This is a genomic window from Photobacterium kasasachensis, assembly GCF_050336885.1.
Classification (GTDB): domain Bacteria; phylum Pseudomonadota; class Gammaproteobacteria; order Enterobacterales; family Vibrionaceae; genus Photobacterium; species Photobacterium kasasachensis.
The window spans coordinates 356,243-380,303 of sequence record NZ_JAKJSH010000006.1; the positions used below are offsets into that span (position 1 = coordinate 356,243).

General features: G+C 49.1%; 21 protein-coding genes. 13 read left to right on the top strand and 8 right to left on the bottom strand.

What is annotated here, in order from left to right:
* The 6 genes from yfaE to L4D19_RS09330 all read right to left on the bottom strand — a co-directional run bounded on the left by yfaE (position 1) and on the right by L4D19_RS09330 (position 6,070).
* Positions 1–300 (bottom strand): class I ribonucleotide reductase maintenance protein YfaE, encoded by a 300-nt coding sequence (yfaE, locus tag L4D19_RS09305; protein WP_428452233.1) that lies wholly within the window; start codon positions 298–300, stop codon positions 1–3.
* A complete protein-coding gene (gene nrdB / locus L4D19_RS09310) occupies positions 297–1,430 on the bottom strand; it encodes a class Ia ribonucleoside-diphosphate reductase subunit beta (RefSeq protein ID WP_428452324.1) in 1,134 nt (377 codons plus the stop codon). The genes yfaE and nrdB overlap by 4 nt, the downstream gene beginning before the upstream one ends.
* Before the next feature lie 49 nt (positions 1,431–1,479).
* On the bottom strand, positions 1,480–3,747 hold the full coding sequence (gene nrdA, locus L4D19_RS09315) for a class 1a ribonucleoside-diphosphate reductase subunit alpha (protein ID WP_428452234.1): 2,268 nt from the start codon (positions 3,745–3,747) through the stop codon (positions 1,480–1,482).
* A 380-nt stretch (positions 3,748–4,127) separates the two neighbouring features.
* Complete coding sequence (locus tag L4D19_RS09320; protein WP_428452235.1) at positions 4,128–4,814, bottom strand: HAD family hydrolase; 687 nt, start codon at positions 4,812–4,814, stop codon at positions 4,128–4,130.
* Between the two features lie 191 nt (positions 4,815–5,005).
* Positions 5,006–5,713 (bottom strand): bifunctional 2-polyprenyl-6-hydroxyphenol methylase/3-demethylubiquinol 3-O-methyltransferase UbiG, encoded by a 708-nt coding sequence (ubiG, locus tag L4D19_RS09325; RefSeq protein ID WP_428452236.1) that lies wholly within the window; start codon positions 5,711–5,713, stop codon positions 5,006–5,008.
* A gap of 222 nt (positions 5,714–5,935) precedes the next feature.
* A complete protein-coding gene (locus L4D19_RS09330) occupies positions 5,936–6,070 on the bottom strand; it encodes a hypothetical protein (protein WP_275690342.1) in 135 nt (44 codons plus the stop codon).
* Between the two features lie 430 nt (positions 6,071–6,500).
* Between L4D19_RS09330 and gyrA the strand changes: the two genes are divergently transcribed.
* From gyrA to L4D19_RS09355, 5 genes are all read left to right on the top strand, one after another.
* Positions 6,501–9,152 (top strand): DNA topoisomerase (ATP-hydrolyzing) subunit A, encoded by a 2,652-nt coding sequence (gene gyrA / locus L4D19_RS09335; RefSeq protein ID WP_428452237.1) that lies wholly within the window; start codon positions 6,501–6,503, stop codon positions 9,150–9,152.
* 265 nt (positions 9,153–9,417) lie between these two features.
* Positions 9,418–9,858 (top strand): DUF2846 domain-containing protein, encoded by a 441-nt coding sequence (locus L4D19_RS09340; protein ID WP_428452238.1) that lies wholly within the window; start codon positions 9,418–9,420, stop codon positions 9,856–9,858.
* A gap of 242 nt (positions 9,859–10,100) precedes the next feature.
* On the top strand, positions 10,101–11,183 hold the full coding sequence (serC, locus tag L4D19_RS09345) for a 3-phosphoserine/phosphohydroxythreonine transaminase (RefSeq protein ID WP_428452239.1): 1,083 nt from the start codon (positions 10,101–10,103) through the stop codon (positions 11,181–11,183).
* Positions 11,184–11,525: 342 nt separating this feature from the next.
* Positions 11,526–12,806 carry a DUF5666 domain-containing protein gene (locus L4D19_RS09350; protein ID WP_428452240.1) on the top strand — a complete coding sequence of 427 codons (1,281 nt, stop codon included), beginning with the start codon at positions 11,526–11,528 and terminating at the stop codon, positions 12,804–12,806.
* A gap of 195 nt (positions 12,807–13,001) precedes the next feature.
* Positions 13,002–13,679: a hypothetical protein gene (locus L4D19_RS09355; protein ID WP_428452241.1), complete on the top strand. Its 678-nt coding sequence runs from the start codon at positions 13,002–13,004 to the stop codon at positions 13,677–13,679.
* Between the two features lie 325 nt (positions 13,680–14,004).
* On the opposite strand, the gene L4D19_RS09360 is transcribed toward L4D19_RS09355, so the two are convergent.
* Complete coding sequence (locus L4D19_RS09360) at positions 14,005–14,430, bottom strand: nucleotide triphosphate diphosphatase NUDT15 (RefSeq protein WP_428452242.1); 426 nt, start codon at positions 14,428–14,430, stop codon at positions 14,005–14,007.
* 166 nt (positions 14,431–14,596) lie between these two features.
* Here L4D19_RS09360 and aroA point away from each other — a divergent pair, with 166 nt between their 5' ends.
* The 6 genes from aroA (at position 14,597) to lapB (ending at position 20,542) form a co-directional block, all read left to right on the top strand.
* Positions 14,597–15,877 (top strand): 3-phosphoshikimate 1-carboxyvinyltransferase, encoded by a 1,281-nt coding sequence (aroA, locus tag L4D19_RS09365; RefSeq protein WP_160648167.1) that lies wholly within the window; start codon positions 14,597–14,599, stop codon positions 15,875–15,877.
* Positions 15,878–16,131: 254 nt separating this feature from the next.
* Positions 16,132–16,815: a (d)CMP kinase gene (gene cmk / locus L4D19_RS09370; protein ID WP_428452243.1), complete on the top strand. Its 684-nt coding sequence runs from the start codon at positions 16,132–16,134 to the stop codon at positions 16,813–16,815.
* Between the two features lie 99 nt (positions 16,816–16,914).
* A complete protein-coding gene (gene rpsA, locus L4D19_RS09375) occupies positions 16,915–18,585 on the top strand; it encodes a 30S ribosomal protein S1 (protein WP_160648168.1) in 1,671 nt (556 codons plus the stop codon).
* 72 nt (positions 18,586–18,657) lie between these two features.
* Complete coding sequence (gene ihfB / locus L4D19_RS09380; RefSeq protein WP_075766543.1) at positions 18,658–18,951, top strand: integration host factor subunit beta; 294 nt, start codon at positions 18,658–18,660, stop codon at positions 18,949–18,951.
* A 130-nt stretch (positions 18,952–19,081) separates the two neighbouring features.
* Positions 19,082–19,366: a LapA family protein gene (locus L4D19_RS09385; RefSeq protein WP_075766542.1), complete on the top strand. Its 285-nt coding sequence runs from the start codon at positions 19,082–19,084 to the stop codon at positions 19,364–19,366.
* Positions 19,367–19,372: 6 nt separating this feature from the next.
* Positions 19,373–20,542 carry a lipopolysaccharide assembly protein LapB gene (lapB, locus tag L4D19_RS09390; protein WP_160648169.1) on the top strand — a complete coding sequence of 390 codons (1,170 nt, stop codon included), beginning with the start codon at positions 19,373–19,375 and terminating at the stop codon, positions 20,540–20,542.
* A gap of 68 nt (positions 20,543–20,610) precedes the next feature.
* Here the strand turns inward: lapB and L4D19_RS09395 are convergent, their stop codons facing one another.
* A complete protein-coding gene (locus tag L4D19_RS09395) occupies positions 20,611–21,492 on the bottom strand; it encodes an AEC family transporter (RefSeq protein ID WP_428452244.1) in 882 nt (293 codons plus the stop codon).
* A 357-nt stretch (positions 21,493–21,849) separates the two neighbouring features.
* On the opposite strand from L4D19_RS09395, the gene pyrF reads away from it, so the two are divergent.
* Complete coding sequence (pyrF, locus tag L4D19_RS09400; protein WP_428452245.1) at positions 21,850–22,545, top strand: orotidine-5'-phosphate decarboxylase; 696 nt, start codon at positions 21,850–21,852, stop codon at positions 22,543–22,545.
* A 184-nt stretch (positions 22,546–22,729) separates the two neighbouring features.
* Positions 22,730–24,001 (top strand): MgtC/SapB family protein, encoded by a 1,272-nt coding sequence (locus L4D19_RS09405; protein WP_428452246.1) that lies wholly within the window; start codon positions 22,730–22,732, stop codon positions 23,999–24,001.
* Positions 24,002–24,061: the final 60 nt, after the last annotated feature.

Genomic DNA, 24,061 nt, shown 5'->3' on the forward strand with positions numbered 1-24,061 from the left:
CTAGCTGTTGGCGGCTTGTTGGTCGGCCTGTGGGTTTTCTGCCAGCAGGTAATCGAATTCAATCTCGAGGTTGCTCTTGGGCACCGAGCAGCAAGCCAAGACTTCGTTAGGGGCGACAAAAGCCATCACATCATCCTGATTGACGGCACCGGCCTTCAATTTGCAGCGGCACGCACCGCACATGCCGTTTCGGCACTGGAACTCAGGTTGTAGTCCGGCTTTTTCCAGTTGGTTGAGTAACGGTTCACGGCTGTTGCCGTAAACCGTCTGTCCGTTAACCTTGATGGTTAATTGACTCATAACTCGAAATCACCCAGATCGTCGGCGCTGACGTCGTTGTCAATCTGACCGACCAGGTATGAGCTGATCTCAGCTTCCTGCGGGGCAACCTGAACGTTGTCCGAAGATAGCCATGAGTTAATCCACGGAATTGGGTTTTGCGTAGCACCCGGATAAGCATGCTCAAGGCCAACCGCTTTCATGCGCAGGTTGGTAATGTATTCGACATACTGGCACAGGATGTCTTTGTTCAGACCGATCATCGAACCATCTTTGAACAGGTATTCCGCCCACTCTTTTTCCTGCTCGGCAGCCTCTTTGAAGATATCGAAGCACTCTTGCTCACACTCTTGGGCGATCTCAGCCATCTCAGGATCATCCTGACCGGTACGCAGCAGGTTCAGGATATGCTGGGTGCCAGTAAGGTGAAGTGCTTCGTCGCGAGCAATCAGCTTGATGATTTTGGCATTACCTTCCATCAACTCGCGCTCGGCGAAAGCGAATGAGCAGGCAAAGCTGACGTAGAAGCGGATCGCTTCCAGGGCATTGACCGACATCATGCAGACATAGAGCTTCTTCTTGATATCACGCAGGTTAACCGTAACGGTTTGACCATTGATGGTATGAGTCCCTTCGCCCAGGCGATGATAATCACTGGTGGCGGCAATCAGGTCATCATAGTACTTCGAAATATCGCCGGCACGCTTGATAATGTGTTCGTTGCCAACAATATCATCAAATACAATCGCCGGATCTGTCACAATGTTGCGGATGATATGGGTATACGAGCGCGAGTGGATCGTTTCTGAAAACGACCAGGTCTCAATCCAGGTTTCAAGCTCCGGGATCGAAACAATTGGCAGTAGCGCAACGTTCGGGCTGCGGCCCTGAATCGAATCAAGCAGCGTCTGGTACTTCAGGTTGCTGATGAAAATGTGTCTTTCGTGATCAGGCAGGTTGTTGTAATCAATACGGTCACCTGAAACGTCCACTTCTTCAGGACGCCAAAAGAAAGAAAGCTGTTTTTCAATCAGCTTTTCGAAAATTTCAAACTTCTGTTGGTCATAACGAGCAACGTTGACTGACTGGCCGAAGAACATCGGTTCTTTTAGCTGATCGTTATTGGTTTGACAAAAAGTACTATACGCCATCATATCCTCAACATCGATGGGAGCTTAAGCTCCCATCGTTTCAATTCAGTTAAATCTTGCAGCTGGTGCAGTCATCTGCGCCTGCATCACCCTGGCTGTCTGAAGCGCCGTCGCGGGTGTTGTGGTAGTACAAGGTTTTCACGCCGAGTTTATACGCTGTCAGCAGGTCTTTTAGCAAGAGTTTCATTGGTACTTTGCCGCCCGGCTGGATGCTCGGGTCGTAGTTTGTATTGGCTGAAATCGCCTGATCGATGAATTTCTGCATGATCCCGACTAGCTGCAGGTAGCCGTCGTTGCTGCCGATGTTCCAAAGTAGCTCGTAGTTGTCTTTGTACTTGCTGTACTCAGGTACGACTTGCTTCAGGATACCGTCTTTCGATGCCTTGACTGATACGAAACCACGTGGTGGCTCGATACCGTTGGTTGCGTTCGAGATCTGAGAGGAGGTCTCAGATGGCATCAGGGCAGACAGGGTTGAGTTGCGCAGACCGTGTGTTTTGATCTCTTCGCGCAGCGTTTCCCAGTCGTAGTGAAGCTCTTGGCTACAGATCTTATCGATGTCCTGCTTGTAGGTATCGATAGGCAGGATGCCCTGGGCATAGGTGGTTTCGTTAAATGAAGGACACGCGCCTTGCTCTTTTGCCAGACCGACAGATGCTTTCAGCAGGTAGTACTGCATTGCTTCAAATGCCTGGTGAGTCAGGTTGTTTGCGCTGCCGTCTGAGTAGCGAACACCGTTTTTCGCCAGGTAGTAGGCAAAGTTAATCACACCGACACCCAGGGTACGACGGTTCATGGTTGAACGGCGTGCAGCCGGAAGCGGGTAGTCCTGATAATCAAGCAGGGCATCCAGCGCGCGAACCGTTAGTTCTGCCAGCTCTTCAAGATCATCGAGCGAGTCGATGGCACCAAGGTTGAACGCGGACAGCGTACACAGGGCAATTTCGCCGTTCTCGTCTTCAACGTTGTTCAGCGGTTTGGTCGGCAGTGCAATCTCCAGGCACAGGTTAGACTGGCGGATTGGTGCGACAGCCGGATCAAACGGGCTGTGGGTGTTGCAGTGGTCGACGTTCTGAATGTAGATACGGCCTGTTGACGCACGCTCTTGCATCAGCAGCGAGAATAGCTCAATGGCCTTGATGGTCTTGCGCTTGATGCTGCTGTCTTGCTCGTACTTCACGTACAGGCGTTCAAATTCGTCCTGGTCGGCAAAGAACGCATCGTACAGGCCAGGAACATCTGATGGTGAGAACAGGCTGATGCTTTCACCCTTGATAAGGCGCGTGTACATAAGCTTGTTGATTTGAACACCGTAGTCCATGTGACGGACGCGGTTTTCTTCAACACCACGGTTATTCTTAAGAACCAGTAATGACTCGACTTCACCGTGCCAAATTGGATAGAACAGGGTTGCGGCACCGCCACGAACACCGCCCTGCGAGCAACATTTTACGGCAGTCTGGAAATATTTGTAGAACGGGATACAGCCGGTGTGGAAGGCTTCACCGCCACGAATTTCCGAGCCAAGAGCACGAATGCGGCCAGCGTTGATACCGATGCCGGCACGCTGGGAAACGTAACGTACGATTGAGCTTGCTGTGGCATTGATTGAATCCAGGCTATCGTCACATTCGATCAGTACACAGGAGCTGAACTGGCGTGTCGGGGTACGTACACCTGACATGATAGGTGTCGGTAGTGAAATCTTGAATGTTGATACTGCATCATAGAAACGCTTGATGTAGCCAAGACGGGTTTCTTTCGGATACTTGCCGAACAGGCAGGCAGCAATCATCATGTACAGGAATTGGGCGCTTTCGAAAATTTCGCCTGTTACACGGTTCTGAACCAGGTACTTGCCTTCCAGCTGTTTAACAGCGGCATAAGAGAAGTTCATATCACGCCAATGGTCAATGTAGCTGTCCATCAGGTCAAATTCTTCTTTGCTATAGTCTTCGAGCAAATGGTTGTCGTACTTACCTTTTTCTACAAGGTTCGTAACGTGGTCAAAAAGTTTTGGGGGCTCGAACTGACCATAGGCTTTCTTGCGCAGGTGGAAGATAGCAAGACGTGCAGCAAGGTACTGATAGTCAGGCGTTTCCTCTGAAATCAAGTCAGCTGCTGCTTTGATGATGGTTTCGTGAATATCCTCAGTCTTGATCCCTTCGTAAAACTGAATGTGAGATTTTAGCTCGACTTGTGATACGGAGACATTTTCCAGGCCTTCGGCAGCCCAGGTGATCACTCGGTGGATTTTCTCCAAATCGATACTTTCTTTGCGTCCATCACGCTTGGTAACAGTTAGCTGTTGATTCATTTTTGGTCTTTTTCCCAGTATTTCTTGAATAACAGTGTTTTTTGCAACTTTCACATTAAGAGTAGCAAAGATTGTGATCTTTGTTCACTTCCTGCGCTGAAACGAAAACACTATATATTGGGGTGTTGAGCTTATGGGGTTACAAGATAGTGATGAAAGGGCTGTTTGGCAAGGCGGTAATTTTTAACCGCCTGTGGATAACATGGGGATGGCAAAAAAAATGTTAGCGTTCACTAACTGATTTAGACAGATGCGCCAATATAATAGAAAAAATCAAATAAAATCCGAGGGAAAAATTATCGGGATAAAAAAAAATTCCCTTGATTTTTATCAATTTTGACGTACTCAAGATGCTGTGAACTTATTGATTAAGAAATGACTTATTCTGAGCCCTGATGGTTGTTCTGCAGCTCAAGCATATCTATCAACGCTTCGGGCGTTGGCAGGATACCTTTGGCCTGCCAGGTGCTCGGGGTATGATCCTCACCGATATATCCCCAACCGGCAACATACCCATGCATACGGGCAGCATTGGCCGCTATCATGTCTTTTTCTATGTCACCGATATAGGCACACGCCGTATGCGCGATGCCAAGCATTTCGCTTGCGTGAAGCAATGGCTCGGGATGCGGTTTGGCAACGGTTAGCGTATCACCACATACAATGACTTGTGCTTTTTGCAGCTCAGGGAAAAACGGTAGCAGCAACTCGGTCAGAAAACCGGGCTTGTTGGTCATGATCCCCCAGGGAATACGCTGGTGATCGAGATAGGCGAGTAGCCGGTTGATGCCGCGGTAGATGGATGTGCCCTCGCAGATGTTCTGCTGGTAATAGCCGAGAAACTCACGTCTGAGCTGCTGGGCATCCAGGTGGGAGGGAATAGAGCCGAAGCCCGCGGTTAGCAGCCCTTTAGCCCCGTAACTGGTATTGGCCTGAATTTGTTCCTCGGTGAGCGGGCCGTGGTCATAGTCCGCCAGTACTTTGTTGGCGGCCTCGGCCATGTCGGGCGCAGTGTCCAGTAAAGTACCGTCGAGATCAAACAGTACGGCTCTGATAGGCAGGCTCATGATTACAATATCCTTATCATAAAGAGGGGACTATCGTACCTTATCCAATTGAAATAGTTGGCGGTAACGTAAAATATTGCGAGTTACTTTTCTTATTGTAGCCGCAGAAAGCGAGGGTGTGTCGAAAGTCGCTGAAGAGGTAGTATCCGGGTTTTATTGAAGGGCGCCGAAAAGCGCCCTTGCGAAACCGGTTAGGGTTTGACGGTATGGACAATGTAGTTGACGTCTACATTGTTACCCAACCAGTAGTTGTCGGTAAGCGGGTTATAGTGGAGGCCGGTAATGTGGCGCTCCTGCAGCGGGGTTTGGTCGATCATGTCAATCAGTTCTGACGGTCGAATGAACTTATTGTGATCGTGGGTTCCCTTGGGAACCAGTTTCAATAGCTGCTCGGCCCCGACAATGGCAAACAAGTAGGATTTGATGTTGCGGTTGAGGGTCGAGAAAAAGACATGGCCGCCAGGCTTCACCATTTTGGCACATGACGCGATGACGGAAGCGGGATCCGGTACGTGTTCAAGCATCTCCATACAGGTCACGACATCGTAGGTTTGCGGGAACATGTCGGCATGCTCTTCGGCGGTTCGCTGGACATATTCCAGTTTGGTGCCAGTTTCCAGTGCATGAAGGCGAGCGACAGTAAGCGGTTCCTTACCCATGTCGAGGCCCGTTACGTTTGCGCCTTCTACAGCCATGCTTTCGGCCAGAATGCCACCGCCGCAACCTACATCAAGGACTTTTTTGCCAAACAGGCCGCCAGCATTATCGATGACGTAATTCAGGCGTAATGGATTGATTTGATGAAGTGGTTTGAATTCACCCTCCAGATCCCACCAGCGGGAGGCCATTTCTTCAAATTTACTGATTTCTGCCGGATCGACATTCAACTGCTTGGTCATTCTTATCGCCATTTCCTTTATTGGTGGCGACATTATAGCGGAAGACCGGAGCAGGAAATAATAGTTTTTGTTGCCTGGGCAGACGATAAGCGGCGGGGGGGCAGGCAGCAGATTTTGGACGTTCCTAGAAAAGGAAGCAGCAGATCAAGGCTACTGCTTCAGGTTTTCTCCTGTTCGTTTTTACACGACTCTGGGAGTAGGGTGCTTGGGGTATGATCATTGTTAACTATTGTTAAATGCCAGTAATTCAGGGCTGAAAGAGCCTGAAAAAACCGTCATTGCAGCGAGAATTAGCATTAAAATGTATTTACCGCCAATGATGCACAGTCCGATGGTGTTGATTGCTTTGCCTAACATAGTGACCTCACTTATTTTCCTTTGAAAAATATTAGTGTACAGGTCCGTTTCATATTGCTAAACGGTGGGTGCAACAGCAATTTTACGCCGCACTATGATGATTAAAGTGACCTTGATCAGATAACCATTCAGCTCCCAGTCAGGCGTTGCGCTAAGTTGCATAAAAAGCGACAAGATCCATTTTTTACAATTGGTAGCACTTTTTTTATTTTGAGAAAAATCTCAATTCATCGAAGTGGGTGAAAAATAACCGTTTGAGCGTGATTAATGCCAGAAAGGCGTCAAGTTAGTGTCTGATTTTTGGTAAATCCGCTAAATTACTCACAACATAAATTGTGAAAGGTGTGCCTATCTAGGCTGATTTATGCTATATTCTCGCACCTTGCACGTATAAAAATACGACAGAAATTACCTGAGGGATATTGGCTCCATGAGCGATCTTGCAAAAGAGATCACGCCCGTAAACATTGAAGAGGAGCTGAAAGGCTCATACCTCGACTACGCGATGTCAGTTATCGTGGGTCGTGCTCTTCCGGATGTGCGTGATGGCCTTAAGCCAGTGCACCGTCGCGTATTGTTCGCGATGAATGTGCTAGGCAATGACTGGAATAAAGCATATAAAAAATCAGCCCGTGTGGTTGGTGACGTAATCGGTAAATATCACCCACACGGTGATAGTGCGGTCTACGACACCATCGTACGTATGGCGCAACCTTTCTCTCTTCGCTACATGCTGGTAGATGGTCAGGGTAACTTCGGTTCTATCGATGGCGACTCCGCGGCTGCGATGCGTTATACCGAAGTTCGTATGGCAAAAATTGCCCACGAGCTGCTGGCCGATCTAGACAAAGAAACGGTTGACTATGTGCCTAACTATGATGGCACTGAACAAATTCCGGCAGTACTGCCTACGAAAATTCCGAACCTGCTGGTTAACGGTTCTTCGGGTATTGCCGTCGGTATGGCAACGAACATTCCGCCGCACAACCTTGGCGAAGTCATCGATGGCTGCCTGGCCTATATCAATGATGAAGACATCACCATTGATCAGCTAATGGAATATATTCCAGGTCCGGACTTCCCGACTGCGGCACTGATCAGCGGTCGCAAAGGTATCATTGATGCCTATAAGACGGGGCGCGGTAAAGTTTACATGCGCTCAAAAGCCGAGATCGAAGCGGACAAGAATGGCAAAGAGACCATTATTGTTACCGAAATCCCGTATCAGGTGAACAAAGCCCGCCTGATCGAGAAAATCGCCGAGCTGGTTAAAGATAAGAAAGTTGAAGGCATCAGTGCCCTGCGCGATGAGTCAGACAAAGACGGTATGCGTATTGTTATCGAGTGTCGACGTGATGCGACTGGCGAGGTTGTTCTGAACAACCTGTACGCTCAGACGCAGCTGCAGACGACATTCGGCATCAACATGGTTGCGCTGGACAATGGTCAGCCTAAGCTTTTCAACCTGAAAGAGATGCTGAAGTGCTTCGTGAACCACCGCCGTGAAGTGGTGACACGCCGTACTATTTACGAATTACGCAAAGCCCGTGAGCGTGCCCATATCCTTGAAGGATTGGCACTGGCGCTGGCCAATATCGATGAAATTATCGAGCTGATCAAGAGTGCTCCGTCACCTGCTGAAGCGAAGGCTGGCCTGGTTGCGCGTGGTTGGGATCTGGGTAACGTTGCTGCAATGCTGGAACGTGCCGGTACCGATGCGGCACGTCCGGAATGGCTGGAAGAGCAATACGGTATTCGTGACAACCAGTACTACCTGACAGAGCAGCAGGCACAGGCAATCCTTGATCTGCGCCTACACAAGCTGACCGGTCTAGAACACGAGAAGATCCTTGGCGAATACAAAGCGCTGCTGGAAGAAATTGCTGAACTGTTGCATATCCTAGGTAGCTCTGAGCGCCTGATGGAAGTGATCCGTGAAGAACTTGAACTGGTTAAAGAGCAGTTCAATGATCCGCGTCGTACAGAAATCACTGCCGCTAGCCATGATATCGATCTTGAGGATCTGATCACTCAGGAAGATGTGGTTGTTACGCTTTCACACGAAGGCTACGTGAAATACCAGGTGCTGAGTGACTACGAAGCTCAGCGTCGTGGTGGTAAGGGTAAGGCGGCAACGCGAATGAAGGATGAAGACTTCATTGAGCGTTTGCTGGTTGCCAATACGCACGACACCATTCTGTGCTTCTCTAGCCGTGGCCGTATGTACTGGCTGAAAGTGTACCAGCTGCCATTGGCGAGCCGTACCGCGCGTGGTAAGCCTATCGTCAATATCCTTCCTCTGGAAGACGGCGAGCGTATTACTGCAATCCTGCCGGTTAAAGAATACGAAGCAGATAAGTTCGTCTTCATGGCCACGGCAGACGGTACCGTTAAGAAGACACCTCTGACTGACTTCAGCCGTCCGCGTAGCGCAGGTATCATTGCGGTGAACCTACGTGAAGGCGATTCGCTGATTGGGGTCGATGTGACAAACAGTACCGATCAAATCATGCTGTTCTCCGAAGCGGGTAAAGTGGTCCGCTTCTCTGAAGAGCAAGTACGCGGTATGGGCCGTACTGCTGCGGGTGTCCGCGGTATGAAACTGGCCGACGGCGACAAAGTGGTGTCTCTGATCGTTCCTCACAACGAGGGTGACGTGTTGACTGTAACCGAAAATGGTTACGGTAAGCGAACTTCGCTCGAAGAGTACCCATCGAAGAGCCGTGCGACACAAGGTGTTGTATCGATTAAGGTCTCTGAGCGTAACGGCAAAGTTGTCGGTGCTGTTCAGGCCGAAGACGGCGATGAGTTCATGATGATCACCAATGGTGGTACGTTAGTTCGAACTCGTGTTTCTGAAGTCAGCCGCGTTGGCCGTAATACCCAGGGTGTTACACTAATCCGTACTGCTGAAGAAGAGTTGGTTGTTGGCCTGCAGCGTATCGATGAGCCTGAAGAGGAAGACATCATTGATGCCGATATCGAAGATGCAGAAGTAACAGAAGCGCAAGCTGCTGATACCGACGCCGATTCAGCCGAGCAATCAGATTCTGATGAAGCACCTTCTACTGACGAAGAATAAGCTTCACGACAGACTTGCTTAACAAGAACGCAGCCTACGGGCTGCGTTTTTTTTATATTCAAATGTGCCAAATAATCATCAAACAGCTTTCCCTCCATATTTACTAGCAGGGAGTAGCTCGCAAAATCCCTCTTCCGAAATAACTTCTCTTGATGACTTTATTATTATCAAAAACGCCTGATGATTGTAAGTTTTTGAATAATATAAACATAAACCAGGCTGAAGCTAACAAGGTTATGTAGTTATAAGTAAAGAAGGAATTGATATGTTCAAGAGATTATTCGCCGTTGCAGGCCTGGCACTTATCATGACAGGCTGCGCCAGTGTCCCGTTGGCTGATTCATCGAAAGATGCTGAGCTGAAGCATTTTGCAGCGAACTCTGAAAAGGCCGGGGTATATATCTATCGTAATGAGACCTTTGGTGCAGCAGTAAAGATGGATGTCTCTGTCAATGGCGAGCCGTTGGGGCAGACTGCAGCAAAGACTTATTTGTTTACTGAACTTCCGGAAGGCAAGCACACTATTAGCTCTGAAGCGGAAAACACGGCAGAGCTTGAAGTCGATGTCGCCAAAGGCCGCCTCTACTATATCTGGCAGGAAGTTAAAATGGGCATAATGTCGGCGAGGAGCAAGTTGCAATTGGTTGATGCCGATACGGGCCAGGAAGGGGTGCGGGAATCTAAGCTGGCACTGGGTGTTCAGTAACCACGAGTAGGGGAGCCCAAACGGCTGCTATTTTTCCTGTTGAGTCTGTGAATTGTTCAGTTTGCTCTGAATATCCGGTCAGTTGTTCTTTTTTGCAGAAATACTTGTTGTTAAGGCTTTTCAGCGTACGCATAAAGGTGTAAAAACAAAAGTAATTGATCTTTGTCACACTTAGCCTGCGGGCTCCAGATGTGACAAATAGCTATATTATCCCTATGCAGAGCAGGAGCGAGTCTTACATCATGGAAAAGGTCTACAATTTTTGTGCTGGTCCGGCAATGATCCCAGCAGATGTCTTACAGAAAGCACAGAAAGAATTGGTTAACTGGAGCGGCCTGGGCACCTCTGTGATGGAAATTAGCCACCGCAGCAAGGAGTTTCTTGCGGTTGCCGAGCAATCAGAAAAAGATCTGCGAGAGTTGCTGTCGATCCCTGCTAACTACCATGTACTCTTCTGTCACGGTGGTGCTCGCGGCCAGTTTGCGGCGGTACCGATGAATTTGTTAGGTGAAGCCGATACCGCCGACTATATGGATGGTGGTTACTGGGCTAACAGTGCGGCCAAGGAAGCCGAGAAATACTGTCAACCGAATGTTGTTGATATCACCTGTGAGCGTGACGGCAAGAAGGCGGTATTGCCTGCATCTGAGTGGCCGCTGTCAGGTGATGCTGCATTTGTTCATTTTTGTCCCAATGAAACTATCGACGGTATCGAGATCCGTGATCTGCCAGTGACAGACAAACCGATTGTTGCCGATATGTCTTCGACCATACTGTCACGAAAAATCGATGTATCGAAATACGGTGTGATCTATGCCGGTGCTCAGAAAAATATCGGTCCGGCCGGTCTGACGATTGTTATTGTTCGTGATGATTTGCTCGGAAAGGCCAAGCAGGTGTTGCCGAGTATTCTTGACTATACCGTGTTGGTTGATAAGGACTCGATGTTCAATACGCCGCCGACCTTTGCCTGGTATCTGGCCGGGGAAGTGTTTAAGTGGCTAAAAGAGATCGGCGGGGTCGAAGAGATGCAAAAGCGCAATGAGGCCAAGGCGGAAGTGCTATATCGCTTTATTGATCAGTCTGATTTTTACCGCAACGAGGTACACCCTGCGAACCGCTCGCTGATGAATGTTCCGTTCCAGCTGAAAAAGCCGGAACTGGATAAAGTGTTCCTTGAGCAGGCGGATGCTGCCGGCCTGAAGGCACTGAAGGGGCATCGTGTTGTCGGCGGTATGCGGGCGTCTATCTACAATGCCATGCCGCTCGAGGGCGTGCAGGCATTGGTAGACTTTATGATGAAATTTGAGCAAGAAAACGCATAGAAACCTGTAGTAGTTCTGATTCAATAAATCTAAGCCTCTCTGTCGAGAGGCTTTTTTGTCATAGATTTGACATTACGGTTAATCCATTATCAACCTTTTGATATATCAATTTATTTTCCTGTTTCCAGAAAGAGCAAAGCAACGTTAACGTGCTTCTGCTTATCGTTGTCTCAATTCTAATTCTTAAGATACTTCTTTTGTTCACTACGCTAACCGATGTCTGGGAGTGGTGTAAGTAACACCGCTCATAACTGCCAGTAACGATTTTCATCGTAAGGGGTATGGGGGCTGATATTGTCGTTATTGGTTATTGAGTACTGGCGAAACGACATAGGTATAACAATGAGAAAATTATTAAGTGTCGCAGTATACGCAAGCTTGATAGCTGGTTGCGGAGGAGACAGCTCCTCTGGATCTGATGGCTCAGGCTCTGGCACATCGGTAAAAATTAATGGCACGGTAGATACTGTGTCCTACTCTGATCTCCAGTTGGGAGTAAGCGGACATGATCTTGATGCCTCTAGTGCCACAGTCAACTACGATGACCAAAGCTTTAGCTTTGAGACTGTGGTTGCAGGTACGAGAGTTGAGATAAGCAGTTTAAACGGGCTTGCCCAAACTATAGGCCTGGAGCCTGCTGTAGCCGGACAGGTAACTGCAGTGTCCGCCAATACGGTTACCGTTAACGGCGTAACGTTTAGCTTTGGGTCTAGCGAACTGTCTGTGGGGGACTGGGTGATGGTGTTTGCCCAAATTCAGCCTGACGGTAGTTGGTCGGTAAGCGCTATAACCGCTGTGGACCCATTACTCAATGCTGAAATAGAAGGCACAGTTTCGGCATTGGGGGACAATGGCAGTAATACCTTTATGCTGGGAATCGTGCTTGTTGATTTCAGCAATGCCTCTATCGAAGATGGACGTAGTCTGGCGAACGGGATGTGGCTGGAAGTGTTTGGCCAGTTTAATAACGGCGTCTTTGTCGCATCTTTCATCGATATAAGGGATAACCAAGATTTTAATGGCCTTGAGTTTGAAGGGATTGTTACTTGGGTCAGCGATGATAAAACAATCTTTGAAGTGGCAGGGCATTTGCTTGTCAGCGTAACTAGCGGCACCTTATTTGATGACGGTACAATCAATAACCTCATTACCGGGACAATTGTGGAGCTGGATCTGGTGCAGTCAGGTGATTCGTTAATAGCAACCAAGGTTGATTTTGAGAACCAGCTTGTTGCGCCCGGTAATATAGAGTTCAAGGTTGAAGGTGAAACAAGTTTTGTTAATGGCGAGTTGTCAGTCAATGGCATTACCTTTATGGCCGATAGCCTTACCCGTATTGAAGATGGCTTAACCTTAACGTCGGGGAGCCTGAATGGCCAATGGCTTGAGTTATCAGGGAAACACATCAACAATCAATTTGTACTCAAGCGTATCAGGCGTGAGGATAAAGATAATGAGATCAGCCTTGAAGGTCTGGTCGAGAGCAATACGATTTGGGGCTATACCGCTTCTGATAATAGCCTTGCTCAATTTAACGGCCAGTGGGTTGATATTGAATGCCTGCGTACAGACAGTGCGAACGGGAGCGACCTGACTCTATGCCGGTTAGATGTCAACCAGTGACGACGCTAGTATTTACTTAGTCTTGTAGGCAGCGACAGTTTAGCGGCTGTAAATTTTTTTTGCAGCCGCCAAAAGTCACACTTTTTGTACAAAATTTAATCACATCAATAAACACAGTTTCCCTCAGCGGAAACAGTGTCGAGGCTATTTTCTTGTATCATATGGGGAAATTATTGCGAGGGATTAGCTAGAACGATGATGAACTCAAATGTATATCAAAAGAAAGCATCAGATTTTCAGTTACTGAGTTTGCAAGGCCGCGACAAGGAGTGCCTGACTTCTTTGTTTAGTGAGCATAAGGCGAGTCAACAGCTGCAGGATGCAACGTGTTACCTGGTTTTCAATCAGCAGAAGCCATTCTTTTATTCACTGAAAAAGCACCTTGTGAGCACAAGGTACTTTTCAGGTAGCGACAGCGAAGCGATGCTTCCGCATACAGCGGCTGCAAGCGACAGCGCTATTGCAGAAGTCGAAGTTGATTTTCCGCTTGCGCTATATCGCTCCGCACTGCGCCACGATATTTTTAATATGCTGGTTTCGCTTAAGGAACAATGCGGCCATCACACACTTAACCTTCGCTTGCCGCTGGATGAAATTGCGTCCGAGTATGAGCTTAATGATATAGCAAAGTTATGCATTGTTGCCGGTGCAGACAACCTTACCCTGTCACTGACGAGGAGCCTCGATGGTCAGCAGGAAGCTCGAATCAATTTGCTTGCCAATCTTTTAAAGCGCTTCTTTGTTTCAGACTCTTGCGGCCTGATTTTTAGCGGGCTGACGACACTTCCAGTGATGCAGCGTATTTCATCCCTGGCCATTGAGATCCTTGGTGAAGACTGGGTGGATAATGCATCCCTCAAGTTCGAGTGCTAGAACCCGACAAACAACAATACCGGTGTCCACGACACCGGTTTTTATATATGTATACCCAAACTACCTCAAGATGCTCGTTTCAGCGAGAATTACTTGGCTTGTAGGCTAGGCACCGATTAGAAAATCTAGTGGCTCTAAATTAATAATCGGTAACAACGCATAGAAGCCAAGTAAACTCGCCCTTTGGGAGTGAGCCAGCGACCCCATTTCTGTGTCAAATAACGTTGAAAGGGAATAGCCATTCCTACCGTCATTTTCCTTGAACTGAGCTCGCTGGACTCACTCTGAATTCTGCATCTTGAGGTAGTTTGGGTATAGATTGGTATTACTCAAGGCAAAAGCGTTTTTCCAGGTAGCAGCGAATAGCCTGCTCGCTGGCATCAAACTGCGGCAGGGGAAGGTGAGCAGGATCGACCCATTGCCAACCCTCGCACTTATCAGGCTCGCGTAGCTCCAGCTGACCGCTAAATTCGGTGGCCAGCACAGTCACACTGATATAGTGCTTGCCGGACTCATGGTAGGTTTGCAGGTTGTTGGTGACGGCAATGACTTTTGGGTTTTTAATCAGCAGCCCGGTTTCCTCTTCTATCTCGCGCGCAGCACACTGGGTAAAGGTCTCTCCTATGTCCATGTGGCCTCCGGGGATCGAATAGTAGGGCGCGTGGCTATTCTTCCTTTTGCCAATCAAGACGTTTCCCTGGTCGTTAACAATGATCACACCGACCCCGACTTTGGGTGTTTCAGCTGCCACATCTTTCTCCTTGTTATGAAAAATTTCTCTGGATGCCTGCGAATTTACGGCTGACTCATCTTACCATTTTCTGTGACATCGATTGGGTTTAATCAGTACTAGCTAACTGAGACATTATTCGCTAATCTGCTGGAACGCCCAAAAAACAGGATTGAATAGATAACAGATGGAAAGTTTAACGTTACAGCCGATAAATCAGATCAATGGCGAAGTAAATCTACCGGGGTCGAAGAGTGTTTCAAACCGTGCCCTTCTATTGGCGGCGTTAGCTCAAGGTACCACGCGACTTACCAACTTGCTCGACAGCGACGACATCCGTCACATGCTCAATGCCCTCAAGCAGCTGGGTGTGAGCTATCAGTTGTCCGATGACAAAACAGTCTGCGAAGTCACCGGGTTGGGTCGGGCGTTCAAACCCGAGCAGGCGCTTGAACTCTTCCTGGGTAATGCCGGTACCGCGATGCGTCCGTTAGCCGCGGCATTATGTCTCGGAGAGGGAGAGTTTGTTCTGACTGGTGAGCCTCGGATGAAGGAGCGTCCGATCGGCCACTTGGTAGAGGCGCTCCGCACTGCCGGTGCTGAGATTACCTACCTGGAAAATGACAACTATCCACCGCTTAAAATCAAGGGAACGGGCCTTCAGGGGGGAGAAGTCGAAATCGATGGCTCTATCTCCAGCCAGTTTCTGACCGCATTTTTGATGTCGGCACCCATGGCCAAGGCCGATACCCTAATTCGGATCAAAGGCGAGCTGGTTTCCAAGCCCTATATTGATATCACTCTGCATATCATGGCCCAGTTCGGGGTGACGGTAGAGAACCGTGACTACCAGGAGTTTGTTGTTCCGGCAGGTCAGATCTACCAGGCGCCGGGCGAGTTTCTGGTTGAGGGCGACGCCTCGTCGGCATCTTACTTTTTGGCAGCGGCTGCTATCAAGGGCGGGCAAGTGAAAGTAACCGGTATTGGCAAGAAGAGTATCCAGGGGGATGTTCAGTTTGCCGATGCACTGGCAGCGATGGGTGCTGAGATTGAGTGGGGCGACGATTATGTAATTGCACGCCGTGGTGAGCTAAAGGCTGTCGATATGGACTTCAACCATATCCCGGATGCGGCAATGACCATTGCGACGGCAGCGCTGTTTGCTGACGGGGTGACGTCGATCCGCAATGTCTATAACTGGCGGGTCAAGGAAACCGATCGCCTTGCTGCAATGGCTACCGAGCTGCGCAAGGTCGGTGCCGAGGTCGAGGAGGGCAGTGACTACATTATCATTACCCCGCCGGCGCAGCTTAAGCATGCGGCGATTGATACCTATGATGATCACCGGATGGCGATGTGTTTCTCGCTGGTGGCACTGAGCGATACCCCGGTGACCATTAATGATCCCAAGTGTACCTCGAAGACCTTCCCGGACTATTTTGACAAGCTGGCCGAGCTAAGTTGCTAAGCTAATAAACCGCTAAGTCATTCTGTTATTAGAGAAACCCGCTACCTGGCGGGTTTTTGTCTTCTGTGGGCCAGCAACAATGCCAGATAACAAACATTCGGTGGTTTGAGTAATTCGATTTGATAGTACTCACGGTTTTTTTCCCGTATAATACGCCCCCGTTTGTGAGCTGTAATACCAAACCTATTGGCCAGCGCCATTGGCTAAATGTTTGGTATTAAAGCTCGATATTTGAACGAATTCGGAGAAAACCTATGTCTACTCATGCTCCAGTGATCACTGTTGATGGGCCAAGCGGCGCCGGCAAGGGGACGCTATGTATGCTATTGGCAGAAAAACTGGGCTGGAAACTGCTTGATTCCGGTGCGATCTACCGCGTACTGGCACTGGCAGCTATTCACCATGGTGTTGATCTTGAATCTGAAGATGCGCTGGTTCCGCTAGCGGCACACCTTGATGTTCAGTTCAAGGCCGAAGGCGAGCTGGTCAAGGTTATTCTTGAAGGCGAGGATGTGTCCGGCGAGCTTCGTCGAGAAGAAACGGGCATGGCCGCATCAAAAGTGGCCGCATTGCCACGCGTGCGCGAAGCACTGCTGCGTCGTCAGCGTGCATTTAGCGAGGCGCCAGGACTGGTTGCCGACGGTCGTGACATGGGGACCGTGGTCTTCCCGGGCGCAGAAGTGAAAATCTTCCTTGATGCCAGTGCGGAAGAGCGTGCAAATCGCCGCATGAACCAGTTGCAACAGAAAGGCTTAGATGTTAACTTTGACAGTCTTTTAAGCGAAATTCAGGAACGCGACGATCGCGACCGCAACCGTGCGGTGGCTCCGTTGCGTCCCGCTGCTGATGCTTTGGTGCTAGACTCTACTGAGATGTCAATAGAGCAAGTTACTGCCCAGGCATTGGCTTATGTTGAAAAAAAATTATCTGCTGAGTGATCAGCATGATGGCGTCGGTGTCACGGATGAATACTGACATTACTACCAACCCCATGCGGTAGGATACCCATGGTTGTTAATCATATTGAAGATTAAATAATGACTGAATCTTTTGCTTTACTCTTTGAAGAGTCTCTAAACGAAATCGAAACTCGCCCAGGTGCGATCGTTAAAGGTACTGTAGTAGCTATCGAGAACGGTTACGTTCTTGTAGACGCTGGCCTTAAGTCTGAGTCTTCTATCCCTGCTGACGAATTCAAAAACGCTGCTGGCGAAATTGAAATCGAAATCGGTGCAGAAGTAGACGTAGCACTTGACGCAATCGAAGACGGTTTCGGTGAGACTAAACTTTCTCGTGAAAAAGCTAAGCGTCATGAAGCTTGGATCCAGCTTGAAAAAGCTTACGAAGATGCTGAAACAGTTGTTGGTATCATCAACGGTAAAGTTAAGGGTGGCTTCACAGTTGAACTTAACGGCATCCGTGCGTTCCTACCTGGTTCACTAGTTGACGTACGTCCAGTTCGTGACACTGCTCACCTAGAAAACAAAGAGCTAGAGTTCAAAGTAATCAAGCTTGATCAGAAGCGCAACAACGTTGTTGTTTCTCGCCGCGCAGTTATCGAATCTGAAAACAGCGTTGAGCGTGACGAGCTACTTGCTTCTCTACAAGAAGGCATGGAAGTTAAAGGTATCGTTAAGAACCTTACTGACTACGGTGCATTCGTTGATCTTGGCGGTGTTGACGGTCTTCTACACATCACTGATATGGCTTGGAAACGCGTTAAGCACCCAAGCGAAATCGTTAATGTTGGCGATGAAATCAACGTTAAAGTTCTTAAGTTCGACCGTGAGCGTACTCGCGTATCACTAGGTCTTAAGCAGCTAGGCGAAGATCCATGGGTAGCAATCGCTAAGCGTTACCCAGAAGGTACTAAGCTTTCTGGTCGCGTAACTAACCTAACTGACTACGGCTGCTTCGTTGAAATCGAAGAAGGCGTTGAAGGTCTTGTTCACGTTTCTGAGATGGATTGGACTAACAAGAACATCCACCCATCTAAAGTTGTTAACGTGGGCGACGAAGTTGAAGTTATGGTTCTTGATATCGACGAAGAGCGTCGTCGTATCAGCCTAGGTCTTAAGCAGTGTAAAGCTAACCCATGGCAGTCATTTGCAGAAATGCAAGCTAAGGGCGATCGCGTAACTGGTAAGATCAAGTCTATCACTGACTTCGGTATCTTCATCGGTCTAGAAGGCGGCATCGACGGTCTAGTTCACCTATCTGACATTTCTTGGAATGTTTCAGGTGAAGAAGCAGTTCGTGACTTCAAGAAAGGCGACGAAATCTCTGCAGTAGTTCTAGCAGTAGACGCAGAGCGTGAGCGTATCTCTCTTGGCGTTAAGCAGATCGAAGAAGACCCATTCAACGGTTTCGTTGCAGTTAACAAGAAAGGTGCTCTAGTTACTGGTACTGTTACTGCTGTTGACGCGAAAGGCGCAACTGTCGAGCTAGCTGAAGGTGTTGAAGGTTACCTACGTGCTTCTGAAGCATCTGTTGACCGTGTTGAAGACGCAACTCTAGTTCTTTCTGTTGGCGATTCTGTTGAAGCTAAGTTCACAGGCGTTGATCGTAAGAACCGCGTAATCAACCTATCTGTTCGTGCTAAAGACGTTGCTGAAGAGCAAGAAGCAATGGCTAACCTGAACAAGCAAGAAGATGCTTCTTTCGGTAACGCTATGGCTGACGCTTTCAAAGCGGCTAAAGGCGAATAATTGAGCTAAGGGGGATCACTTTTCCCCCTAAGCGGTTATACTATTGAGAAACATACTAAAAACGGGGTGTTTATGACAAAGTCTGAATTAATTGAAAGACTGTGTAGTCAACAAACACATCTTTCTGCCAAACAGGTAGAAGATGCAATCAAGGAAATCCTTGAGCACATGGCGACCACTCTCTCTGAGGGCGATCGTATTGAAATCCGTGGCTTTGGTAGCTTCTCATTGCATTACCGTGCTCCACGCGTCGGTCGTAACCCTAAGACAGGCGACAAGGTTGAGTTGGACGGCAAGTACGTCCCGCACTTCAAGCCTGGTAAGGAATTGCGCGATCGAGTTAACTCGGCAATTGCTGCTGGTTAAGCGTGATTAGAACAAAAAAACGGCATGCTGATAGTATGCCGTTTTTTTATGTCTATTGATCATGGTCTGATGTGTCAAAATCTTGCATAATCAACCCATCAAACTTTTGATCAAGTGAGAAGGATTTACGATGAAGATAATTAGCTTTCTGATTTTAGCTGTTTGCTTTTTGCTCACGCTGGCTCTTGGTGCCCAGAACCAGCAGCTGGTAAATTTCGATTTTCTTGTAGCTCAGGGTGAGTTCCAGCTATCTACTTTGCTTGGTATTGCATTCGGTTCCGGTTTTGCGATTGGTTGGTTGATTTGTGGCCTGCTGTATCTGAAAACCCGTTTCTCAAGAAACCGCCTAAGCAAAAAGGTAGCCAAACAACAGCAAGAGCTGAACCAGCTACGTGCTGAGCCTGTTAAGGAATAATCGTTAATGCTAGAGCTGTTGTTCCTGTTACTCCCGATTGCCGCTGCCTATGGCTGGTATATGGGTAACAGGAGCGCTAGTAACAAACAACAGGAGCAGTCTCACCACATGTCGCGCCAGTATGTGACTGGCTTGAACCTGCTGTTATCTGATCAGTCAGATAAAGCGGTTGATGTGTTTATAGAGCTGCTCCAGGTTGATAGCGAAACCATTGATACTCACCTTGCTCTGGGAAACCTTTTCCGCAGCCGGGGTGAGGTTGATCGCGCCATTCGCATTCACCAGAATTTAATTGCCCGCCCCAACCTAACCATAGATCAGCGAAATCTGGCGCTGCAGCAACTGGCAAAAGATTACATGGCTGCCGGCTTTTTTGATCGTGCCGAAAAAATCTTCGAACAATTATTGGATGAACCCGATCACCGCAAAGGGGCGCTGCAGCAGTTACTGACAATTTACCAGCAGACCCGCGAATGGGAAAAAGCCATCGAGGTGGCCTCTCAGTTGGTGAAAATGGGCAAAACCAAGCTAAAGCATGACATCGCCCATTACTGGTGCGAGATGGCTATGCTCGAAATGAGCGCCCTGAACTCGGATAAAGCCAAACAGTTTCTGAAAAAAGCATTGTCAGCGGATAAAACCTGTGTTCGAGCATCGATAATGATGGCGAAAATTCTGATCAGTGCCGAAGACTATAAGACGGCCGCCAAACAGCTGGAGCGGGTGGTCGAGCAGGATATCGATTATGTCAGCGAAACGCTGCCAATGCTGCTGCAGTGCTACGAAGCCACCAACAATGAGACTGGCTGGCTGAAATACCTGCGCCAATGTGTCGAGCAGAAGGCCGGGGCAACGGCTGAGCTAATGCTGGCCGATGAGATCTCCAAGCATGAAGGCTCTGTGATGGCCCAGACATTCATGACCCGCCAGCTCACCAAGAACCCGACAATGAAAGGTTTCTATCAATTGATGGATTACCACCTGGATGAGGCGGAAGAGGGACGGGCAAAAGACAGCCTGACAACCCTGCGATCGCTTGTCGGTGAGCAACTGAAGATTAAGCCCCATTTCCGTTGCCGCAAATGCGGATTCGCGACCCATTCACTGTATTGGCAGTGCCCGTCTTGTAAAAGCTGGGGAGCTGTCAAACCGATCCGCGGCCTTGATGGCGAATAATGTTGAAAAGCCCGTTCTGCTGAACGGGCTTTTTTTTGGGCTTCAACTTTATCAGGGTCACTATCTAATCATAGCGCCAGCGCACCCCACAATAAGACTGGCAGGGTGACTACCGCAAAGAAGTTGCCAAACAGCACCATCGACGCCACGTTGGTCGGCTCGACGTTAAACCGCTCGGCAAAAAGGTAGTTCATGACGGCCGGCGGCAACATGGTAAACAGCACCATCATTTGCAGCTGTTGGTGGGGAAGCGGGATGAAGAGGTAAATCACGGCAAAGGTGATGGCACCTGTGCCAAGACTGAACAGGGTCGTCATCAGGCCGATACGCAATCCTGCCATGCGCAGATTGACCATCTGTGCGCCCAGGGATAACAGCATTACCGGGATCGATGCCTGGCCCAGAAGTTGGGTTGCCTCGTAAACGGGCCGCCAGACCGGAATCTCCAGCAGGTTAAAGGCAAGAGCAGCCAGTGTGGCCAGTAACAGAGGGGTTTTCAACAGCTGCTGTAACGACAGGGGGCCCTTTTTGCTGAGCAGGGCCATCCCGACGGTGATATGCAAGGTGGTCGAGACTACAAACAGCAAGACAGCAGATCCGATGGCGGTATCACCAAAGGTATAGCTAAAGAGCGGGATCGCGAGGTTGCCACTGTTACGAAACATCTGTGGCGGCCCCCAGGCCTTGAAGGTGATTTTCCTGAACCGACACAGGGCGAACATCAGCAGCCCGGGGAGCAAGACGGCACAGGTTGCGGCAGCGAGCAGGGTAACCTGAGTTGTATCAGGCTTCATGGTTACCAGTGATGAGAAGATCAGAGCCGGGACAAACACGTCCATGTTGATGCGATTGATTGGTTTGAAGTCGGGCTTGAGATGTCGGCTTATCACGTAGCCGATCAGCACAATCGCAAAGACGGGGAATAATATACCGATGACTTTCTCAAACACACTCGCATCCTTGCAAAGTTTTAGTGGATAGGGTGACCTGTTATGAAAACGGGCCTCACCCTTTATCGTACAAATCGTCAGGTCAATATACCCTAATCACAGCAAAATGCAGAGTGTTGAGAAAGCGGTGAGGCGGGCTTGACAGGTTAGTCGTTTAGCCCTTGCCGGATACCACTTTTTCAAACCCCGATATGTTTGCTACTGAGGTAAAACGATTGGCTGGCAAAGAAGAGTGCTGCTTTTAGTGGCTTCGGTTCAATATTCAATTAATGCTCGAAAAAAAATGATTTTACTGTACAATCCTGACCGCCCTCAGCGCGCTGGGGAGGATTGAACAATAACTAAGCAGGAGATGCCATGTTAGACCCAAAAGTGATTGTCGCTCTCGACTACCCAAGCCAAGACGAAGCCCTGGCGTTCGTTGACCGTATTGAACCGGGAAGTTGTCGACTGAAAGTTGGCAAAGAGATGTTTACTTATTTTGGCCCTGACTTTGTGCGTAAACTGCATGATCGGGGCCATTCTGTATTTCTGGACCTGAAGTTCCATGATATTCCGAATACCTGCTCCCGGGCGGTTGCGGCAGCGGCGGATCTCGGGGTGTGGATGGTCAATGTCCATGCGAGCGGTGGCGAACGTATGATGGCGGCCTCGCGTGACATTCTCGAGCCGTATGGCAAAGACCGCCCGTTGCTTATTGGCGTGACGGTGCTTACCAGTATGGAAGCGGCGGATCTGCGTGGCATCGGTATCCAGGCTGAGCCGCAGGAGCATGTGCTGAATCTGGCACGGCTGACCAAGAACAGCGGCCTGGATGGAGTGGTATGCTCGGCCCAGGAAGCGGGTATGCTGAAGGCTGAGCTTGGCGAAGCGTTCAAGCTGGTTACTCCGGGTATCCGCCCTGCAGGCAGTGCTGCTGGCGACCAGCGCCGGGTGATGACGCCAGTCGAGGCTGTTCAGGCCGGTTCGGATTACCTGGTCATTGGACGCCCGATAACCAAAGCGGCCGATCCTGCGGCTGTGCTCGCCGAGATCAACCAATCTCTGGGATAGACAATTTACCGTGATAATGTCTAATAACGCCCGGCTAATGCCGGGCGTTTCTTTTGGACCGGAGTCGATCAAAGTTTCGATGGATATCGATGTTCAGCAATGTATTTTTTCATACACTTAGACTAAACAGGGAATTGTTGTTCATTATTTCGGCCGTGGTTGGAGTAGGCTGAGGAGCGCGAAAATGGATGTGGCATTCGATTTTGATTCATCGTTCTGGCGTTTGTTCATAGCTTTGATGCTAGGCGCTATTATCGGTATCCAGCGTGGCTGGGTCGATCGTAATGAAGCCGCGGGATCACGTATCGCCGGTATTCGTACCTACTCGCTGATTGGCCTGCTGGGAGGCATATGCGGCCTGTTGGCATCGTTCTTTTCAGAGCTTTTTCTCGGCTTTTCTCTCTTTGCCTTTTCTGTCCTGATTATCGTCGCCTACATCAAGAGCCAAAAAGTAAAAGTAAACCTCAGCATTACAGGCTTGGTCGGCATGCTGATCACCTTTTTGCTGGGTAGCCTGGCAGTTGTCGGTGAGCCGGTGATCGCAGCCTCGGCGGCGGTGATCACTGCCATTATTCTCGATAACAAGAAAGAGCTGCATACGGCACTGATGAAGCTTCAGGAGTACGAGCTGGATGCTGCCCTGCGCCTGTTACTGATCTCTGTTGTGATGCTGCCACTGCTGCCCAATCAGGGGATGGGGCCATGGCAGGCCGTCAATCCCTATGAGATTTGGTGGATGGTGGTGTTGATTGCCGGTATTTCTTTTGTCGGTTATTTTGCAATCAAGATTGGCGGCGCCGAAAAGGGGATCTTGTTTACCTGTCTCTTTGCGGGACTGAGCTCTTCGACCGCATTGACACTGCAGTTTTCACACCTTTCCAAACAGCAGGCGCATCTCAGCGGATTGCTGGCTAGCGGGATCCTGATCAGCTGCGGAACTATGTTTCCGCGTATCTTATTTGTCTGCTCTGTTGTGAACTACACCCTGGTCGAAATGCTATGGCTACCAATGCTGCTGATGATGCTGGGCTTTTATCTTCCAGCATATTGGATCTGGACTCACTACAAGATTGAGACGGATGAGTCACCGCAGGTAAAACAAAATCCGCTGGCGTTGTCCTCGGCATTCTTTTTCGGCATCGTGCTGCTGGCGATCATGTTGCTGGCTAATTTGCTGCAAGACTGGTTTGGGAATACCGGAACGCTGCTGCTCGCGGCGATTTCAGGCATTACCGATGTCGATGCCATCACTCTGGCACTGGGCAGGCAGAGTGCCAATGGCTTGCTGGTGAATACGGCAATGCTGGGAATCTTTATTGCTGCTTCCGTTAACAGCCTGATTAAAATGGGCATGGCGAGTGTTATTGGTGCCAAGTCACTGCGTAAGTTCATTATCGTACCGATTTTGGGCTCTGTGCTTGTAGGGGCAGGCTCGGTGTGGGTGACATTTGGCTGATTGGACTATGGACTGTTGCTCTGAGGCAGACGGGCTGTAGTTAGCCCGTCAGGCAGATTA

Excerpts from the sequence above, each read along its gene's own strand:
- yfaE (WP_428452233.1), bottom strand. The coding sequence starts at position 300 with ATGAGTCAATTAACCATCAAGGTTAACGGACAGACGGTTTACGGCAAC.
- nrdB (WP_428452324.1), bottom strand. The coding sequence starts at position 1,430 with ATGGCGTATAGTACTTTTTGTCAAACCAATAACGATCAGCTAAAAGAA.
- nrdA (WP_428452234.1), bottom strand. The coding sequence starts at position 3,747 with ATGAATCAACAGCTAACTGTTACCAAGCGTGATGGACGCAAAGAAAGT.
- L4D19_RS09320 (WP_428452235.1), bottom strand. The coding sequence starts at position 4,814 with ATGAGCCTGCCTATCAGAGCCGTACTGTTTGATCTCGACGGTACTTTA.
- ubiG (WP_428452236.1), bottom strand. The coding sequence starts at position 5,713 with ATGACCAAGCAGTTGAATGTCGATCCGGCAGAAATCAGTAAATTTGAA.
- L4D19_RS09330 (WP_275690342.1), bottom strand. The coding sequence starts at position 6,070 with ATGTTAGGCAAAGCAATCAACACCATCGGACTGTGCATCATTGGCGGT.
- gyrA (WP_428452237.1), top strand. The coding sequence starts at position 6,501 with ATGAGCGATCTTGCAAAAGAGATCACGCCCGTAAACATTGAAGAGGAG.
- L4D19_RS09340 (WP_428452238.1), top strand. The coding sequence starts at position 9,418 with ATGTTCAAGAGATTATTCGCCGTTGCAGGCCTGGCACTTATCATGACA.
- serC (WP_428452239.1), top strand. The coding sequence starts at position 10,101 with ATGGAAAAGGTCTACAATTTTTGTGCTGGTCCGGCAATGATCCCAGCA.
- L4D19_RS09350 (WP_428452240.1), top strand. The coding sequence starts at position 11,526 with ATGAGAAAATTATTAAGTGTCGCAGTATACGCAAGCTTGATAGCTGGT.
- L4D19_RS09355 (WP_428452241.1), top strand. The coding sequence starts at position 13,002 with ATGATGAACTCAAATGTATATCAAAAGAAAGCATCAGATTTTCAGTTA.
- aroA (WP_160648167.1), top strand. The coding sequence starts at position 14,597 with ATGGAAAGTTTAACGTTACAGCCGATAAATCAGATCAATGGCGAAGTA.
- cmk (WP_428452243.1), top strand. The coding sequence starts at position 16,132 with ATGTCTACTCATGCTCCAGTGATCACTGTTGATGGGCCAAGCGGCGCC.
- rpsA (WP_160648168.1), top strand. The coding sequence starts at position 16,915 with ATGACTGAATCTTTTGCTTTACTCTTTGAAGAGTCTCTAAACGAAATC.
- ihfB (WP_075766543.1), top strand. The coding sequence starts at position 18,658 with ATGACAAAGTCTGAATTAATTGAAAGACTGTGTAGTCAACAAACACAT.
- L4D19_RS09385 (WP_075766542.1), top strand. The coding sequence starts at position 19,082 with ATGAAGATAATTAGCTTTCTGATTTTAGCTGTTTGCTTTTTGCTCACG.
- lapB (WP_160648169.1), top strand. The coding sequence starts at position 19,373 with ATGCTAGAGCTGTTGTTCCTGTTACTCCCGATTGCCGCTGCCTATGGC.
- pyrF (WP_428452245.1), top strand. The coding sequence starts at position 21,850 with ATGTTAGACCCAAAAGTGATTGTCGCTCTCGACTACCCAAGCCAAGAC.
- L4D19_RS09405 (WP_428452246.1), top strand. The coding sequence starts at position 22,730 with ATGGATGTGGCATTCGATTTTGATTCATCGTTCTGGCGTTTGTTCATA.